Annotated in this window: 16 protein-coding genes, 1 tRNA gene and 1 riboswitch; of the genes, 1 reads left to right on the top strand and 16 read right to left on the bottom strand. The window is 41.6% G+C overall.

Annotated features, from left to right (window positions below; translation table 11 throughout):
- Positions 1-323: 323 nt before the first annotated feature.
- The 15 genes from clpX to TV75_RS19570 all read right to left on the bottom strand — a co-directional run bounded on the left by clpX (position 324) and on the right by TV75_RS19570 (position 13,912).
- Positions 324-1,595, bottom strand: a complete 1,272-nt coding sequence (clpX, locus tag TV75_RS19640) for an ATP-dependent protease ATP-binding subunit ClpX (RefSeq protein WP_044340489.1) — start codon at positions 1,593-1,595, stop codon at positions 324-326.
- A gap of 557 nt (positions 1,596-2,152) precedes the next feature.
- Entirely contained in the window at positions 2,153-3,439 is a 1,287-nt protein-coding gene (tig, locus tag TV75_RS19635) for a trigger factor (protein ID WP_044340488.1), read from the bottom strand.
- Between the two features lie 160 nt (positions 3,440-3,599).
- Positions 3,600-4,604, bottom strand: a complete 1,005-nt coding sequence (locus tag TV75_RS19630) for a tetratricopeptide repeat protein (RefSeq protein WP_044340487.1) — start codon at positions 4,602-4,604, stop codon at positions 3,600-3,602.
- 107 nt (positions 4,605-4,711) lie between these two features.
- Positions 4,712-4,788 (bottom strand) — tRNA-Arg (locus TV75_RS19625).
- 170 nt (positions 4,789-4,958) lie between these two features.
- A complete protein-coding gene (locus TV75_RS19620; protein ID WP_044340486.1) occupies positions 4,959-5,468 on the bottom strand; it encodes a metallophosphoesterase in 510 nt (169 codons plus the stop codon).
- A 12-nt stretch (positions 5,469-5,480) separates the two neighbouring features.
- Entirely contained in the window at positions 5,481-6,077 is a 597-nt protein-coding gene (locus tag TV75_RS19615) for an XTP/dITP diphosphatase (protein ID WP_044340485.1), read from the bottom strand.
- A gap of 15 nt (positions 6,078-6,092) precedes the next feature.
- Complete coding sequence (gene rph / locus TV75_RS19610; protein ID WP_044340484.1) at positions 6,093-6,830, bottom strand: ribonuclease PH; 738 nt, start codon at positions 6,828-6,830, stop codon at positions 6,093-6,095.
- Positions 6,831-6,950: 120 nt separating this feature from the next.
- Positions 6,951-8,027, bottom strand: a complete 1,077-nt coding sequence (locus tag TV75_RS19605; protein ID WP_044340483.1) for a GerMN domain-containing protein — start codon at positions 8,025-8,027, stop codon at positions 6,951-6,953.
- Between the two features lie 134 nt (positions 8,028-8,161).
- Positions 8,162-8,962: a glutamate racemase gene (gene racE, locus TV75_RS19600; RefSeq protein WP_044340482.1), complete on the bottom strand. Its 801-nt coding sequence runs from the start codon at positions 8,960-8,962 to the stop codon at positions 8,162-8,164.
- Positions 8,963-8,971: 9 nt separating this feature from the next.
- Entirely contained in the window at positions 8,972-9,427 is a 456-nt protein-coding gene (locus tag TV75_RS19595) for a MarR family winged helix-turn-helix transcriptional regulator (RefSeq protein ID WP_044340481.1), read from the bottom strand.
- 285 nt (positions 9,428-9,712) lie between these two features.
- Positions 9,713-9,937 carry a helix-turn-helix domain-containing protein gene (locus TV75_RS19590; RefSeq protein WP_032087424.1) on the bottom strand — a complete coding sequence of 75 codons (225 nt, stop codon included), beginning with the start codon at positions 9,935-9,937 and terminating at the stop codon, positions 9,713-9,715.
- A gap of 145 nt (positions 9,938-10,082) precedes the next feature.
- Entirely contained in the window at positions 10,083-10,553 is a 471-nt protein-coding gene (locus TV75_RS19585; RefSeq protein WP_044340480.1) for an acyl-CoA thioesterase, read from the bottom strand.
- Positions 10,554-10,700: 147 nt separating this feature from the next.
- Positions 10,701-11,468, bottom strand: coding sequence for a succinate dehydrogenase iron-sulfur subunit (gene sdhB / locus TV75_RS19580; RefSeq protein WP_044340496.1), 768 nt, complete (start codon positions 11,466-11,468; stop codon positions 10,701-10,703).
- Positions 11,468-13,231, bottom strand: a complete 1,764-nt coding sequence (gene sdhA / locus TV75_RS19575; RefSeq protein WP_044340479.1) for a succinate dehydrogenase flavoprotein subunit — start codon at positions 13,229-13,231, stop codon at positions 11,468-11,470. The genes sdhB and sdhA overlap by 1 nt, the downstream gene beginning before the upstream one ends.
- 72 nt (positions 13,232-13,303) lie before the next feature.
- On the bottom strand, positions 13,304-13,912 hold the full coding sequence (locus tag TV75_RS19570; RefSeq protein WP_044340478.1) for a succinate dehydrogenase cytochrome b558 subunit: 609 nt from the start codon (positions 13,910-13,912) through the stop codon (positions 13,304-13,306).
- A gap of 353 nt (positions 13,913-14,265) precedes the next feature.
- Here TV75_RS19570 and TV75_RS19565 point away from each other — a divergent pair, with 353 nt between their 5' ends.
- Complete coding sequence (locus TV75_RS19565; protein WP_044340477.1) at positions 14,266-14,703, top strand: YslB family protein; 438 nt, start codon at positions 14,266-14,268, stop codon at positions 14,701-14,703.
- 97 nt (positions 14,704-14,800) lie between these two features.
- Here TV75_RS19565 and TV75_RS19560 read toward each other — a convergent pair whose 3' ends face one another.
- The gene (locus TV75_RS19560; RefSeq protein ID WP_044340476.1) at positions 14,801-16,039 is read right to left on the bottom strand and encodes an aspartate kinase; all 1,239 of its coding nucleotides are present in this window, start codon (positions 16,037-16,039) and stop codon (positions 14,801-14,803) included.
- A gap of 204 nt (positions 16,040-16,243) precedes the next feature.
- Positions 16,244-16,422, bottom strand: a riboswitch (Lysine riboswitch).
- Positions 16,423-16,526 lie beyond the last annotated feature (104 nt).

Genomic DNA, 16,526 nt, shown 5'->3' with positions numbered 1-16,526 from the left:
ACAATAGGGGGGCAGCTCAGCTTTGCCCTGCGGGGTCTAGACCTTTCCTCTATTTCCCGCAGGAGTCAAGTGCCTTCCGCTACAATCCACTCTGTGCTTCTATTCCGACTCCCTAATGACGGAAAGACAAACACAAAAAAGTTATTACCTATATGATCTAAAAGGAACACCAAATAACATCATAAAGATAGCTCCTTTATTGAGTTTCAATGTAAAGCCAGTAGCTCTTCTGTGCAGTTACCCCTCAAGAGTCAATCTCCAGAGCTGTTTATGGATTAAAAAAGCCAAGAATGAAAAATCATTCTTGGCTTTACTTTAAGCTATTAAGCTGATGTTTTTTCTTCGTTCGGGTCGATCATGGTTCCATCTTCGAGCATTAGATGTGGAGCCGCATCTTCAAGGATTGTTTCTTTTGTAATGATACATTTTTTAATATCATCACGGGAAGGAAGATCGAACATCACATCCAGCATCATGGTTTCGATGATAGAACGTAATCCACGGGCACCCGTTTTGCGCTCGATTGCTTTTTTAGAGATTTCAAGAAGGGCATCTTCAGTGAACTCAAGCTCTACATCATCTAATTCAAGCATTTTTTGATATTGTTTTACTAACGCATTTTTAGGCTTTGTCAGGATTTCGACCAGCGCTTCCTCATCAAGAGGCTCGAGGCTTGAAATCACTGGTAAACGACCGATGAATTCTGGAATTAAACCAAACTTCAATAGATCTTCAGGTACAACTTTAGAAAGAAGGGATTTGTCTTCTTTTACTTCTGCGTTTTTAGGATCAGAACCGAAACCGATCACCTTTTGACCTAAGCGGCGTTTAATGATTTGTTCGATTCCATCAAAAGCACCACCGCAAATGAATAGTACATTGGACGTATCAATCTGGATGAATTCCTGATGAGGATGCTTACGGCCGCCTTGAGGCGGAACGCTCGCCACTGTACCTTCAAGAATTTTCAGAAGTGCCTGTTGAACACCTTCACCTGAAACGTCTCTAGTGATGGATGGATTTTCAGATTTACGTGCTACTTTATCGATTTCATCGATGTAGATGATGCCTTTTTCAGCTTTTTCTACATCGTAATCAGCTGCCTGGATCAATTTCAATAGAATATTCTCTACGTCTTCCCCTACGTAACCGGCTTCTGTTAAAGAAGTGGCATCCGCAATCGCGAATGGTACGTTCAGAATACGTGCAAGTGTTTGTGCCAGTAGGGTTTTACCGCTACCTGTCGGACCGATCATCGCGATATTACTCTTAGACAGTTCAACATCGTCGACTTTGCTGCTTGAGTTGATACGCTTGTAATGGTTGTATACGGCTACAGCCAGAGATTTCTTGGCTTGTTCCTGTCCAATTACGTACTCGTCGAGGATTTCCCGGATTTCACGAGGCTTAGGAACGTCTTTGAATTCTACTTCTTCTTCTGTACCTAGCTCTTCTTCTACGATTTCAGTACAAAGTTCGATACACTCATCACAGATATACACACCTGGTCCAGCGACTAGTTTACGAACTTGGTCTTGTGTTTTTCCGCAAAAAGAACATTTTAGTTGTCCTTTTTCATCATTAAATTTAAACAATGAATTTCACCCCTTAGTTAAAACTTCATAAAATCGTGCTCTGTTTCATCAAACGAACGATTCCTTACATCCCTATTACCTAAAGTTATGTACTGCATTTTATCATATTATATGTTCGTAAAGAAATTGATACGATTCTTAAGAATCATCTTATTATGTAATGAGCATTTTAGCAAATATTTTACATTGCTAATTAGTATGTTGTCCAATTGACGCTTGGTGATGTAAGGAATCTGGTTATGTATGTTCATGGTGAAAAATTATTAACTCCGTCTAATAAGCTTTTTCCAAAAATAGTGGTTCTTATTCTTGATTGATCAAACAATTAAAAACTTATTAGGTGAAGCGTAGTGATTTGGCTCATTTACGCCATAATCATCAAAAGCGATAGAGCAAACTCGTTTGCTCTTTCGCTTTTGATGATTATGGCTACTTTTCAGCTTTGCTGAAAAGCGTGAGAAACATTCGTTTCTCACGAATGAGCCAAATCACGGGTTATATCCGCTTCATTGTACAAAACAAGGCACGAATGAATCGCGCCTTGTTTGCTATTTTTATTATGCTACAGTTTTGCTGTTTTCAACAAGGAATTCTACTGCTTTACGAACTTTCAGGTCAGCTTTAAGTGTGTCAAGGCCGCCTAGAGCTTGTTTGATGTTGTCTGCAGACATGTTGTATTGTTCAGCCATTTTGTTTACTTCTTCTTCTGCTTCTTCGTCAGTAACTTCAAGGTTTTCAGCTGCCGCGATTGCTTCTAGTGTAAGGTTTGTGCGAACGCGTTTACCAGCATCTTCTGTCATTTGACCGCGAAGATCTTCTTCTGTTTGACCAGAGAATTGGAAGTATAGGTCAAGGTTCATACCTTGCATTTGAAGACGTTGACCGAATTCTTGCATCATGCGGTCTACTTCAGCAGTAACCATTACTTCTGGAATTTCTACTTCAGCATTTTCAGAAGCTTTATTTACAAGAGTTTCACGAACTGCTGTTTCAGCTTCGTTCTTTTTAGACTCTTGAAGACGTTTTTCGATTTTTTCTTTAAGTTCAGCAAGCGTTTCAACTTCTTCATCTGCGTCTTTAGCGAACTCATCGTCTAATGCTGGAAGTTCTTTCGCTTTGATTTCGTGAACTTTCACTTTGAATGTAGCAGGTTTTCCAGCAAGTTCAGCTGCATGATACTCTTCTGGGAAAGAAACTTCAACTTCTTTCTCTTCTCCAGCCGTCACACCAACTAATTGCTCTTCGAAACCTGGGATGAATTGACCTGATCCTAATTCAAGAGAATAGTTCTCAGCTTGTCCGCCTTCGAATGCTTCACCGTCAACGAATCCTTCGAAATCCATTGTTACTGTGTCGCCTTCTTCAGCTTTTCCTTCTTCTTTAACAGCAAGCTCAGCTTGTTTTTCTTGAAGTGAAGTAAGTTCAGCTTCTACATCTTCAGCTGTTACTTCTGTTTCCATTTTTTCTACTTCAAGACCTTTGTAATCACCAAGTTTCACTTCTGGTTTCACTTGTACTTTAGCAGTGAAGATTAGATCTTTGCCTTTTTCCATTTGCTCAACATCGATTTCCGGACGGTCGATTGGATCGATTCCAGTTTCTTCGATTGCTTTCGCATACGCTTCAGGTAAGATGAAATCTAATGCATCTTGATAAAGTGATTCTACTCCAAAGCGCTTTTCGAACATACCGCGAGGCATTTTCCCTTTACGGAATCCTGGTACGTTAACCTGCTTTACAACTTTTTTGAACGCTGCGTCCAAACCTTCGTTTACTTTTGCAGCTTCTACTTCAATTGTAAGAACTCCTTGGTTTCCTTCTTGTTTTTCCCATTTTGCAGACATACTGTTCCCTCCAACAATCTATAATTGATCTTGAATTTTTTACGCATAGTAGTAGATAGTCCCGTATGAATCTAGCACTATCATCGTAAATATATGAAAAACTTTTACATTACAACCATTACATTATAACATACAGCCACTGTCTTTCAACAGAGAGCATTTAAATATTAGGAGAGGAAATTTCCTCTAGTTCCGCAAGTCTTGATAGAATCCCTTTAGATTTTGTGTTTTCAACCTGATCTTTTAACTCTTCTTCAAGGATCGCATCCGAAAACATCCCCGCTGTGTAGTATGCATACATCGAAGCGACTTCGCTCGGCTCCTCCTCCAATGTAAAAGGATAGAGTAGAAAGGCATGTCGTTTCAATAATTCTTGTGCGTGCTGAAATAGCGTAGGATTCGTCTGCGCCAAGAGATCATCCAGGGATTCTGTGACCTTGGTGAAGAAATCAGACTCAAACACATCTTCCAAAGCGGAAGGAGAAACCCGCTCTTCCATCCCAAACTTCGCCACAACTACTTCTTTATCCATTCCATGCTCTCTTAAAACATTTAAGATCATCGTTTGTAAAAATGGATGTGCAGCAGGATCCATTAAAACCGCTTGCAGCTCACCTGCGAAGGGCTGAATATTACGATGAACGAGCTGTGCCACGATCAACGTCTGTTCCTCCAGGCTCTTCCCTGTCAAGATAGAGGTTTGCTCTTCTTCCGATGCTTCTTTTTCAGGAACAGCCGCTTTCCCGTTCACTACCTTCTCACTGAACTGGAGAAGCTTCCTGAAATGTTCTTCCTTTTCAAAGGGTACTTCTTTTTCGTCAAACAGGGCATTGATCGTATCGACCACTTCTCTGTGCTGATGAAGCTGGATGAGTATCATCAAATACATATCAACGACCTCGAAATAATCGCCGATTCCTTCAAGGAGCATCTCTTTGCATATGTATCTTGCCTTGTCGTACTGCTTGCTTTCATAGAGTGATAATACGAGCGCTGTATTGATATCCGGGTTATCCGGTTCTAATTCATAGGCTTGAGTGAGGAGCTGAGAGGATTCATGAGCCTCCCCTTTTTCCAAAGCCTGCACCCCTTTTTCCAGCAGCCGTTCCTTCAATCCTGGAAACTGTACAATCTTTCCTTTTCCTTCTTGGTTTCCCTTAGTCATAAAACGTACCTGCCTATACTGTTAGTTTGTATTAGTTTAGCACGATATCTTTTAGATAACAAAAAAAGCTCACCCAATGCAGGCAAGCTTTGTATATGTAGGATTTATGGCGTCCCAGGAGAGATTCGAACTCCCGACCGACGGCTTAGAAGGCCGTTGCTCTATCCTGCTGAGCTACTGGGACGTGATTTGTTTTTTCTTGATTTGTTTATCAAGGACAATATTTATTATATTCACATAGCATCAATAAGTCAACAGATTTTCAAAAAAAGTTTTATTTTATTTTCAGCTATCGTTTTGTCATGTAATATCCATATGTAAAGAACCCGCCGGAGCAGGTTCTAAACAATGGTTTTACAGTTGAAATGTTTGGGTCAATCCGTCCAGTGCCACATGATCATGAGTCAGGAATGTTACCTTTATCTCTTGATCCCTTGCCTCTACTAAGGCGTAGGTGCGCTCTCTTCTTCCCCGTGGTAAAAGAATGCTGCCCGGATTTAAAAACAATATGCCATTATTTAATTCTGCGCCTAACGTATGGGAGTGTCCAAAGAAAACAAATTGTGCTCCTACTTCTTCAGCTTTATAACGCAGCTTCATGAGTGACATTTTAATGCCATACAGATGACCGTGAGTCACCATGATTGGATGGCCATCTACCTTCTCTATAAGGTCGTCGGGTAGCCTCGCATCCATATCACAGTTCCCCCTCACTACAAGGTAGGGGGCTAATGCCGGATCATCTGCACTTAATTCAGAATCTCCGCAGTGTACCATGGCATCTACGGAAGAATGATATTTCTCCGTTAGTTCCAATAGCTCTTCTTTTGAACCGTGACTATCACTTACAACCAATAGTTTCATTTCGCTCACCCTTTAAATAAAGTCTGAGATTATGTCCTTTAGTTTTTTCAAGGCATTTCCACGATGGCTGATTTGACTCTTCTCGTCCGGAGTTAATTCAGCCATGGATCTTTGAAGAGTCGGAACGTAGAAAATGGGATCGTACCCAAACCCATTCGTTCCCGTCTTCTCTTCCAAAATCAATCCTTCGCATGTTCCTGTAACGGTCCTGGTTTCCATATCTGGGCCGGCAATCGCTAAAACGCAGTGGAAACGAGCGGTACGGTCGGTGGCCTTTACAGCTTCAAGTTCACGTAAGACCTTCTCCATATTCGCTTCGTCACTCTTTTCTTCACCGGCATAACGTGCGGAATACACCCCCGGGCGACCTTCAAGGGCATCAATGGCCAAACCTGAATCATCGGCGATCACCAGTTCACCTAATTCCTCTGCAACCGTTTCAGCCTTTAGTATGGCATTTTCCTCAAACGTTTCTCCAGTTTCTTCAACATCCTCAATGTGAGGAAGGTCTAGTAATGTTTGTACCTCATACCCGTATGGAGCAAACATATGTTGAAATTCTTTTGCTTTTCCCCTGTTTTTCGTGGCTATGATCACTCGTTTTGTCATTGAAGTCCCATCCCTTTATTGAAATCTTTTTACTATATCTCCTAATGATTGTTGCTGAATTTGGAATAGCTCGTGGATTCCTTCTTGTCCAAGCTTTAACAGTTGGTGCAGTTGGTCCATCGTGAAGGTTGCTTCTTCTCCTGTTCCCTGCAGCTCTACAAATTCACCTTCACCCGTCATGATGATGTTCATATCCACTAATGCACTGCTATCTTCAATGTAATTCAAGTCAAGAACCGCTCCATGCTCTTCAACAATCCCCACGCTTGTAGCTGCTAAGAAACTTTTCAGTGGGAAAGAAGAGATTTTTTTGCTGTCTTGAAGTTTTGCCACTGCGATTGCTGTGGCAACGAAAGCTCCCGTGATCGAAGCTGTCCTTGTCCCGCCGTCTGCTTGAATGACATCACAATCAATCCAGATTGTACGTTCCCCTAATGCGTCCAGATCGACAACGGATCTTAACGCCCTTCCGATAAGACGTTGAATTTCCATTGTTCTTCCTGAAACCTTCCCTTTGGAAGATTCTCGGATGTTTCTTGTTTCCGTTGCTCTTGGCAGCATGGAATATTCAGCTGTGATCCACCCTTTTCCGCTGTTTCTCATAAAAGGAGGCACCCGTTCTTCGATACTGGCATTACATATGACCTTCGTTTCTCCAACCGTTATTAAGACTGAGCCTTCCGGATGCTTCACATAATCCGTCTCGATTTCAATATTACGCAATTGATTCTTTTCTCTACCATCTGTTCTCATATCATTACCTCCTGTATTTTCGTGCGTTATGTAAAATCGTTCTAATCAAAAATAGAAGAGGCGGCATTCTGCCAACCTCTTTTCGTGTGATTCTATTATAGTATATCAAAAAATTGTTATTTAAAAACTAATTGCATTCACATTTTCTGGTCTTGTCACTGGTTCTGTGATGGTTTTTCCGTCTTTGGACACTGCCGTCGCTTCACCATTCACCAGTACTGAGACCCCTTTAATTCCTTTTTGCTCCGTTAAAGAAAGAACCAGGGAATTCAGCATATGTTCAGAAACCATTTTTTCTTCAAGGCTTCCATAAACCGCTTCGTTGAAATTCAGTGTAACGGTCCCATCCTCAAGTTTCGGATCATCCAATAGTTTTGCACCTGTAAAATCACTTGCAAGTGAAGATGAATATCCTGGTCCATCAATTAATTCATTCACCACTGCCGTGACTTCATCCACTGCATTTGAGTTCACGCGCTTGGTGACAGGTACGTAATACGTTTTATCATCACTTTGAGATACGTAATAAACAGTGAGTGGTTTAGTGGAGGTGGGATCCACAACACCAGAAGTATCCACGTTGATTCCTACTTTTCTCGTTAATCCTTTCTCATCGATCGGTGTTCCGTTAACAGGCATTTCAGTCAGGGGATAACCGTTCACCCTAAGCTCTACTTTCTCCACAGATTCAAATTGAGTAAGCGTCCACGTGACGGATTGAAGAATTTTCTGCTCATCTTCAGGCTGGTAGTTATTGAATTCCGGAGAGAAATCTGCAATGGCCGTCCCGTCTTTAATATCCACCGTCACTTGCGTATCAGCGGGAAGAACGGCTCTGAACCCATTCGGCAGCACGTTTTGAACCGGCCCGTTCACGACCAGGTATTCAAGAGCTTGCTTAGCCACACTTTCTTCACCCGGAAGCGGCAATGATTGAGAGACAACATATCCGTTTTTATCGATTAAATAAAGCTCGGTCATGACCGTTTCGGCATTGGCTTCTTCCTTGCTCACTTCTTTCTCTGTGTCTTCTCCTTTAGCCGTATCCACTTTTTCCCCTTCTTTTAAGTAGGATAGATCTTGAGGAGGATCGATCTTTTCTTTATCATCACCGAAACTGAGTAATCCACAACCTGAAAGATACACTGAAGAAGCTAAAACCGTTACAGCTATTGACACCTTTGCTTTTTTCGCCATTGGGAAACCTCCTAAAAGACAGTTTGTACTAACATATATACGAGCCTGGTCAAAAAAATAGACCTAAACTTTTATACTAAGGCACAAACGATATAAAAACCTTTTGAGACAAAAAAACATCCGACCACAAGATACTAATCCTGCAATCGAATGGTTTCTGCTTTTACTTCCCCCACTGTCAGCCAATCGGAGGCAATGCTTGAAAAAATGGCCGATGACCCCGTGGTGAAAAAGCGATGCTGTGGGTGCTGCACTCCCCTGTATAGGAGATTGTAATAATCAAGAATCGTACTCACTTCCCGTGCCGTTTCATCCCCGGAGCTTATCACACTGATCTCCGGACCCATGTAGGCTTTGATCTTGGGCTGTAAGAGCGGATAGTGGGTGCACCCTAATATCAGCGTATCAATACCCGAATATTTAATGGGTTGAAGAGTCTCTTCCACTATGTCTGCCGCCATGGAGCTATTGTATTCCCCACTCTCTACTAAGGGGACGAATTTCGGACAGGCAAGTGACGTGACATCCAGGCTGCCGTGCAGGGAGTGAAGAGCTTCTACATAGGCGCCGCTATTAATCGTTCCCACTGTCCCCAACACACCGATCCTCTTATTATGAGTGTGCTTTATTGCCGCTCTCGCCCCGGGGTGAATGACGCCAATTACCGGGATGTCCAAATGGGTTTGAATTTCATCTAACACGACCGCAGTGGCCGTATTGCAAGCAATAATCAACATTTTCATATCATATTGAAGTAGATATTCGGTCATTTCCCATGTGAATGTTTTCACTTCTTGAGCTGTTCTGGGTCCGTAGGGACAACGGGCTGTGTCTCCTAGATAATAGATGGTCTCTTTAGGTAACTGCCTCATCACTTCTTTAGCGACGGTCAGCCCCCCTACCCCTGAATCAATGATGCCAATTGGTTGAATCACATTATTCCCTCATTCTGGTTTCATTTCTTGATGAAGTTTTGCTAAATTACCTTTTAATAATAGCACTTCCTGTTCAGAGAAATCCGTCAGGACACTCTGTAAGTAATCTTGCCTTTTATTGATGACTTCTTCAATGATCCTTTCGCCCTCTTTTAACATATGAATGCGGACTACCCGGCGATCATTCTCATCCTTCACGCGTTCCACTAACTGATTTTTCTCCATTCTATCAACCAGATCCGTTGTGGTGCTGCATGCCAGGTACATTTTATTGGAAAGATCACCAATGGTCATATCTCCATATTCAAATAACCACTGCAGGGCTATGAACTGAGGAGGGGTGATGGTGTACTGACTTAAGATTTCTCTTCCTTTTTGCTTGATGATAGAGGATATGTATCGCAGGTCTTTCTCAATATCTGCAACAACTTGTAAATCTCCTTTGGCTTCTTTAGAATTCGTCATGATTACTCTCCTTTTTAAATCAGAAACTAGACATGTACTCCTTATTAAAAACGGGAATCGATCCAATAAGACCTTCCTGTTTTAGCTTCTATTATATTATGGGACAAAAGTGACATTGCTTACAGCCTGTACTTCCCCTACTAGCATTTTCGCTCTTTTGTTATAAAATTTCAAGACAAGTTCTCGAATGTCCCATAACTAAAAGAGACTGAATCTCATTCAAACATTAAAAGGCATCCGCGGAAGACCCGTTAATTGTTTGCCATCAGAATCAGTCCCTTACTTTTAAAGCTTGAGTTCCCCCATGCGAAGAAGCTCTACAACAGCTTGAGATCGCCCCTTCACTCCAAGCTTTTGCATGGCGTTGGAAATATGATTTCGAACTGTTTTTTCGCTAATAAATAGATCACTAGCTATTTCTTTAGTTGTTTTGTCTTGAACTAACAGTTCGAATACTTCTTTTTCTCTTTTGGTGAGCAACGGTTTGTGTGTAAAATCATTGTCCTTCAATTATGGTAACCCTCCTTGCCTTCGCCAGCTTTAAACCGCGGGGATGGGTATTGTCGGTCGTCAGAATATCATATGTGAAGGGAGGGTTTAGAGTGACATAGAGGAGGAAGTTAAATGAAAAATAGGCAATGGATTCATTCACACACTACGAAGGGCTAGAAACCGCCCTTTTGCAGTCAAGCTTTGCCTTCATTTCTTCCGTCCAGGGGACACCTTTTCCAGTCAGCTTCGATATTTGGACCATGGTTCCTCTACCTGTAAAGCAAACCTCTTCTTTTTCATTCAGACCCATATAGTGTAAATCTACTGAAGAATTCCCCACACTATTTGCCTTCACACATACCTTCAGCTGTTCGTCGAAGAATACTTGTTTTAGAAAATCACATTGTAAATCTGCGACGACAGGAATCGTCTCATGATCAGGTTTTACCCAATTTTGCATAAACCCTTTGTGTTTAAAAAATTCGATTCTAGCTTCTTCGAAATAAGTGAATGGAATCGTATTGTTCATATGTCCAAACATATCAGTCTCGGAAAATCGAACGTTAATATGGATTGAAAATGAAAATTCTTTTTGCCATGTTTCTATATCTTCAATGTATGTAAAATGTTTCAAGTTGGCTCCTCCTTTTGGGAAATGAATATAGAATAAGAAAATGAATCACCATTCATTATTTATTATAAGCTTTTTCTGAAAAATAAGAAACCTATAAAGAACAAAAAAAGCACTCCCCATGAGGAAAGTGCTTTTTGACTTTTAAGATTAATCAACCATATGGTCGCTTCCGAAGAAGTTTTTAAACATTTGGAAAGTTGTCTCTCTGTTCAGTGCTGCGATCGAAGTCGTCAAAGGAATACCCTTCGGACAGGATTGAACACAGTTTTGAGAGTTCCCGCAATTTGCAAGGCCACCGTCGCCCATGATCGATTCAAGTCGCTCATCCTGATTCATAGCACCCGTCGGATGGGCATTGAACAAGCGAACCTGTGATAATGGAGCAGGACCGATGAAGTCCGATTTACTGTTTACATTCGGACATGCTTCCAAACATACACCACATGTCATACATTTCGATAATTCATACGCCCATTGACGTTTCTTCTCAGGCATACGAGGTCCTGGTCCAAGATCGTATGTTCCATCAATCGGAATCCAGGCTTTTACTTTCTTCAAGCTGTCGAACATGCGACTGCGGTCTACCTGCAGGTCACGGACAACAGGGAAAGTGCGCATAGGCTCCAAGCGGATCGGCTGTTCCAATTGATCAACTAAAGCGGTACAAGACTGTCTTGGTTTCCCGTTGATCACCATTGAACATGCTCCACATACTTCTTCCAGACAGTTCATATCCCAGTTGATCGGAGTAGTTTGTTCCCCTTTTGCATTGACCGGATTACGACGAATTTCCATCAATGCAGAAATGACGTTCATATTCGGACGATAATCAAGCTCGAACTCTTCTTGGAAAGGGGCTGCTTCCGGACTTTCTTGACGAGTAATGATAAAACGGACTCTCTTGTTTTCACTCATCATTTATTTCCCCCTTTTTTCTTAGAATAGTCACGCTTACGTGGTGCAATCAGCGAAGTATCTACTTCTTCGTAGTGGAATTCCGGTGAATTCGTCGCAGCATTGTATTTTGCCATCGTCGTTTTCAGGAATTCTTCATCATTACGTTCAGGGAAGTCAGGTTTGTAGTGAGCTCCACGGCTCTCGTTACGATTCAATGCACCGATCGTAATGACACGTGCAAGCTGCAGCATGTTCCACAGTTGACGGGTGAATGTTGCCCCCTGGTTGCTCCATTTAGCCGTATCATTGATATTGATGTTTTGGTAACGTTCCATCAATTCCTGAATCTTTTCATCGGTTTGTTTAAGCTTATCGTTATGACGTACAACGGTTACGTTATCCGTCATCCACTCACCAAGCTCTTTATGGATGACATAGGCGTTCTCAGTACCATTCATTGACATGATCGTGTTCCATTTTTCTTCTTCCTGTTTCACATAGCGGTCGAATAAAGAAGAAGGTACAGATTCAACCGTTTTTTCTAAGCCTTCGATATATTTAATGGCATTAGGACCTGCAACCATACCACCATAAATAGCGGATAGTAATGAGTTTGCTCCTAAGCGGTTACCCCCGTGCTGAGAATAATCACACTCACCAGCAGCGAATAATCCAGGGATATTTGTCATTTGATCATAGTCCACCCATAGTCCACCCATAGAATAGTGAACGGCAGGGAAGATCTTCATTGGCACTTTACGCGGATCGTCACCCATGAACTTCTCATAGATTTCAATGATTCCGCCAAGCTTGATATCAAGCTCTTTCGAATCTTTATGAGATAGATCAAGATAAACCATGTTTTCACCGTTAATACCGAGCTTTTGGTTTACGCACACATCGAAGATTTCACGTGTTGCGATATCACGTGGTACAAGGTTTCCATATGCGGGATACTTCTCTTCAAGGAAGTACCACGGCTTACCATCTTTATATGTCCAGACTCGTCCACCTTCACCACGGGCCGATTCACTCATGAGGCGAAGCTTATCGTCCCCTGGAATGGCCGTCGGGTGAATTTGAATGAACTCACCATTTGCATAGTAAGCACCTTGTTGATATACGATCGATGCAGCTGAACCTGTATTAATGACAGAGTTCGTGGATTTACCAAAGATAATTCCAGGGCCCCCAGTTGCCATGATCACGGCATCAGCTGCGAACGATTTAATTTCCATTGTTTGAAGGTTTTGAGCAACGATTCCTCTTGCCACTCCTTCGTCATCCACCACTACGCCAAGGAATTCCCAACCTTCGAATTTATCCACTAGTCCGGCTACTTCATGACGACGAACCTGCTCGTCCAGAGCATATAATAATTGCTGCCCAGTCGTTGCACCGGCAAAAGCGGTTCTATGATGCTGTGTTCCACCGAAACGACGGAAGTCCAGTAACCCTTCCGGTGTACGATTAAACATTACTCCCATACGATCGAGTAAATGAATAATTCCCGGTGCAGCTTCAGTCATTGCTTTAACCGGTGGTTGATTCGCTAAGAAATCCCCACCATACACTGTATCATCAAAATGTTCCCAAGGAGAATCTCCTTCTCCCTTCGTATTAACGGCTCCGTTAATACCACCTTGTGCACATACAGAGTGAGAACGCTTAACGGGTACCAGTGAGAATAAATCTACTTGCGTTCCTTTTTCTGCTGCTTTAATTGTGGCCATCAGGCCGGCTAAACCGCCACCGACAACGATGATTTTCCCTTTACTCATCGTGACTCACTCCTTTTCCTACCATACTTCGAGAGCACTTACTTAATCTATTAGACTTGTATCTATTTCTTCTTATACGAAAGCAAAAATTGCACGCATACCGACAACCGATAATGCTACAAAAATTCCGATCGTAACATATGTAGCAATTAATTGAGAACGAGGTGAAACAGTAATTCCCCAGCTTACGCAGAATGACCATAAACCATTCGCAAAGTGGAAGATTGTTGAAAGAACACCCAGCACATAAAATCCTAGCATGAATGGATTTGATAAGATGTTTTCCATCATTTGAAAGTTCACTTCAGCTCCGAATGCTGCCGCAACTCTCGTTTCCCATACATGCCATGTAACGAAAATAAATGTGATTACTCCGGAAACACGTTGAAGTAAGAACATCCAGTTACGGAAATAGCCAAACTTACTTGCATTGTTCTTAGAAGTGAATGCAATGTAAATTCCGTAGATTGCATGGAAATACAATGGAAGGAAGATGATAAAAATTTCAAGGAAATAACGGAAAGGAAGACTTTCCATAAAGTGTGCCGCTTGGTTAAATGATTCTTCCCCACCAGTGGCAAAATGGTTCACGACTAAATGTTGTGTTAAAAATAATCCAACTGGAATAACACCTAGCAATGAATGAAGCCTGCGATAATTAAATTCTCGATTTCCAGCCATGATTTACCCCCCTTAATGATAAAATATGAATTCGCTTTCTAATGCATTTTCTAAGAATGACTAGACGACGATACATATTTTATATTGTAACAATTATGTGACATGTTCATTTTACTCCCAAGGAGTGGAAGCGTCAAGAAAACGTATACATAAATTCGACAATATCGCAAAAATATTTTTAATATAATGATAACAAAAAAGATGAGGCATTACCCTGTTAAATGTTCGAAAATTCAAATAAATATCAAATAAAAGTTATACCACCAAAATATCCCATGGTCATTTTTTCGAGGTATGGGATGATAATTCCCCTTTTCATGTATATAATAGTTTTATAGAAAGAGGGGATTTACTTGGAACAGAAAAAAGAAGAAGTACATCAACCGTCCGTTCCAATCTTCGGATATGAAATTTTACGTGACATGTTGATTCCAGACATTTTAGGAAAGCATACACCCGATATTTTATACTGGGGTGGAAAACAGCTCTCTCGGAAATTCCCCCTTCAGTCATCAGAAGAAATGATATCGTTTTTCGATGAAGCCGGCTGGGGAACTCTTACACTGCTGGAACAAAAAAAGAATGAGATGACCTTTGAAATAAGCGGACCGGTGATTGAGCGGCGCCTTGCCTTAAAATCGGATGTCACATTTAAACTGGAAACAGGCTTTCTTGCCGAACAAGTACAGTTACAAAAAAAGTGTGTGGCAGAAGCCGCTGAAGAACTACATAAACGGAGTCATTCAGTTAAAGTGATTGTAAGATGGGACGAGAAAGATAAAGTGGAATAGTCTTTACACAACATACTATTAATACTCTAATAAAGGGTTGCCCCACCAATTGATGGGGCAACCCTTTTTCACTTGTCCCGTTCTCTTATTGTGGCTGTTATAACGTGACTTCTTCCATTTTCACCGCGTCCAGGTTAAATGCAGTATGTAGGACGCCTGCTGCTTTTTGCATATTTTTCTCGTCTACCACTGCAGATACTTTGATTTCAGACGTGCTGACCATTTTCACCACGATGTCATTTTGGGCTAATACTTCGAACATCTCCGCTGCCACACCCGGATTTGAGATCATACCAGAGCCTACGATCGATACTTTGGAAAGCTCACTTTCATGCTCAACATGAGTGAAGCCTAATTGCTCTTTGTTCCGTTCCAGAACAGCAAGGGTCTCCTCCAGATCTTGTTCTTTAATCGAAAATGATAAATTGGTTGTATTCTGATCGGTCTGGCTTTGAATAATGATGTCTACATTCAGATGATTTTTGGCTAAAGTGGTAAACACCGAAGATAATCCCGTCAATGCGTTTCCAAGTCCAAATACAGTTACACGTGTAATTTCACTTTCAAAGGCTACGCCTCTCACAATCAGGTTTTGTTCCATGCTTGCTTCCTCCTCAATATACGTTCCTTCAACTTTTTCAATACTGGACCTGACTTCTAACGGGATTTGATAATTCTTGGCAAATTCCACTGCCCGTGGATGCAGGACTCCAGCCCCTAAATTAGCCAGTTCCAGCATTTCATCATAGGAAATGGACGGTAACTTCCTTGCTCCTTGAATATAACGCGGGTCTGTTGTGTACACCCCGTCTACGTCTGTATAAATGTCACAGCGCTCAGCTTTCAAAGCAGCCGCAATCGCAACGGCAGTGGTATCCGATCCGCCGCGGCCGAGCGTTGTGATTTCACCCGTTTCTGTCATACCCTGGAATCCTGCTACAATCACAAATCTCCCGGACTGAAGGTGATGCATCATCTTTTCAGTATGAATATTGGTAATCCTCGCATTGCTATGAACGGATTCTGTTTCAATCCCGGCCTGCCAGCCAGTGAATGAAATGGCATCATGTCCTGCTTGGATCAGAGCCATCGTAAGGAGTGAAATGGTCACCTGTTCCCCTGTTGAGAGCAGCATATCCATTTCTCTTTTACTCGGTTGTGATGTAATTTCCCTCGCCAGTCCAACGAGGGTATCCGTCGTTTTACCCATAGCGGATACCACCACCACTACATCATTTCCTCTTTCTTTTTCTTCTGCAATTCTTGACGCAACATTTTGAATTCTTTCTACAGAACCTACTGAAGTCCCACCGAATTTTTGAACAATAATACTCACAGCTTCTCCCTCTTTCTAATTGAGTGCAATTTTACGACTCATTTTTTGATGGTGAAGAGTACAATCACAATCATCCTAAACGTTCATGGAACAGGCTCTTTTCCAAGGAAAAGCTCCTGTGCTGGATAATAAAAAAAGCAATGAGAATAGTATCTCATTGCTTTATGAACATACAGCAGAACAGACAAAATAGGTTCATCGGCATTGTGAGATAGCTCTCCAAGATTGAATCATCTTGACAATCCTACATTTCTTAAACGTAGAACCAGCGGAATCAGCATGAGTCTGAAACCACTTCGGCGAATCTCCCCTTTCCAGGCATCTCGACAGAGCTCATACTCCTCTTTGCCTGTACTCTTGAAGCTCGCACCTCTATCACCACTTTAAAAAGTGATAATGTTATAAATTTTCGTTAATTATAGCATAGGGGAAAAATTGATTCAATGTCTAATTGAAACAATTTTTTTATTATTCATTGGTGAGCAGC

This window comes from Rossellomorea aquimaris (genome assembly GCF_000935355.1).
GTDB classification, from domain to species: Bacteria; Bacillota; Bacilli; order Bacillales; family Bacillaceae_B; genus Rossellomorea; species Rossellomorea aquimaris_B.
The sequence above is the reverse complement of the archived record's forward strand: the minus strand, read 5'-3'. Positions and strand labels throughout refer to the sequence as shown.

What these genes read in the sequence shown, in the direction of transcription:
- TV75_RS19615 (WP_044340485.1), bottom strand. Translation starts at nt 6,077, where the DNA reads ATGACAAAACGAGTGATCATAGCCACGAAAAACAGGGGAAAAGCAAAA.
- tig (WP_044340488.1), bottom strand. Translation starts at nt 3,439, where the DNA reads ATGTCTGCAAAATGGGAAAAACAAGAAGGAAACCAAGGAGTTCTTACA.
- rph (WP_044340484.1), bottom strand. Translation starts at nt 6,830, where the DNA reads ATGAGAACAGATGGTAGAGAAAAGAATCAATTGCGTAATATTGAAATC.
- TV75_RS19595 (WP_044340481.1), bottom strand. Translation starts at nt 9,427, where the DNA reads ATGACGAATTCTAAAGAAGCCAAAGGAGATTTACAAGTTGTTGCAGAT.
- TV75_RS19605 (WP_044340483.1), bottom strand. Translation starts at nt 8,027, where the DNA reads ATGGCGAAAAAAGCAAAGGTGTCAATAGCTGTAACGGTTTTAGCTTCT.
- sdhB (WP_044340496.1), bottom strand. Translation starts at nt 11,468, where the DNA reads ATGAGTGAAAACAAGAGAGTCCGTTTTATCATTACTCGTCAAGAAAGT.
- TV75_RS19630 (WP_044340487.1), bottom strand. Translation starts at nt 4,604, where the DNA reads ATGACTAAGGGAAACCAAGAAGGAAAAGGAAAGATTGTACAGTTTCCA.
- TV75_RS19570 (WP_044340478.1), bottom strand. Translation starts at nt 13,912, where the DNA reads ATGGCTGGAAATCGAGAATTTAATTATCGCAGGCTTCATTCATTGCTA.
- sdhA (WP_044340479.1), bottom strand. Translation starts at nt 13,231, where the DNA reads ATGAGTAAAGGGAAAATCATCGTTGTCGGTGGCGGTTTAGCCGGCCTG.
- TV75_RS19620 (WP_044340486.1), bottom strand. Translation starts at nt 5,468, where the DNA reads ATGAAACTATTGGTTGTAAGTGATAGTCACGGTTCAAAAGAAGAGCTA.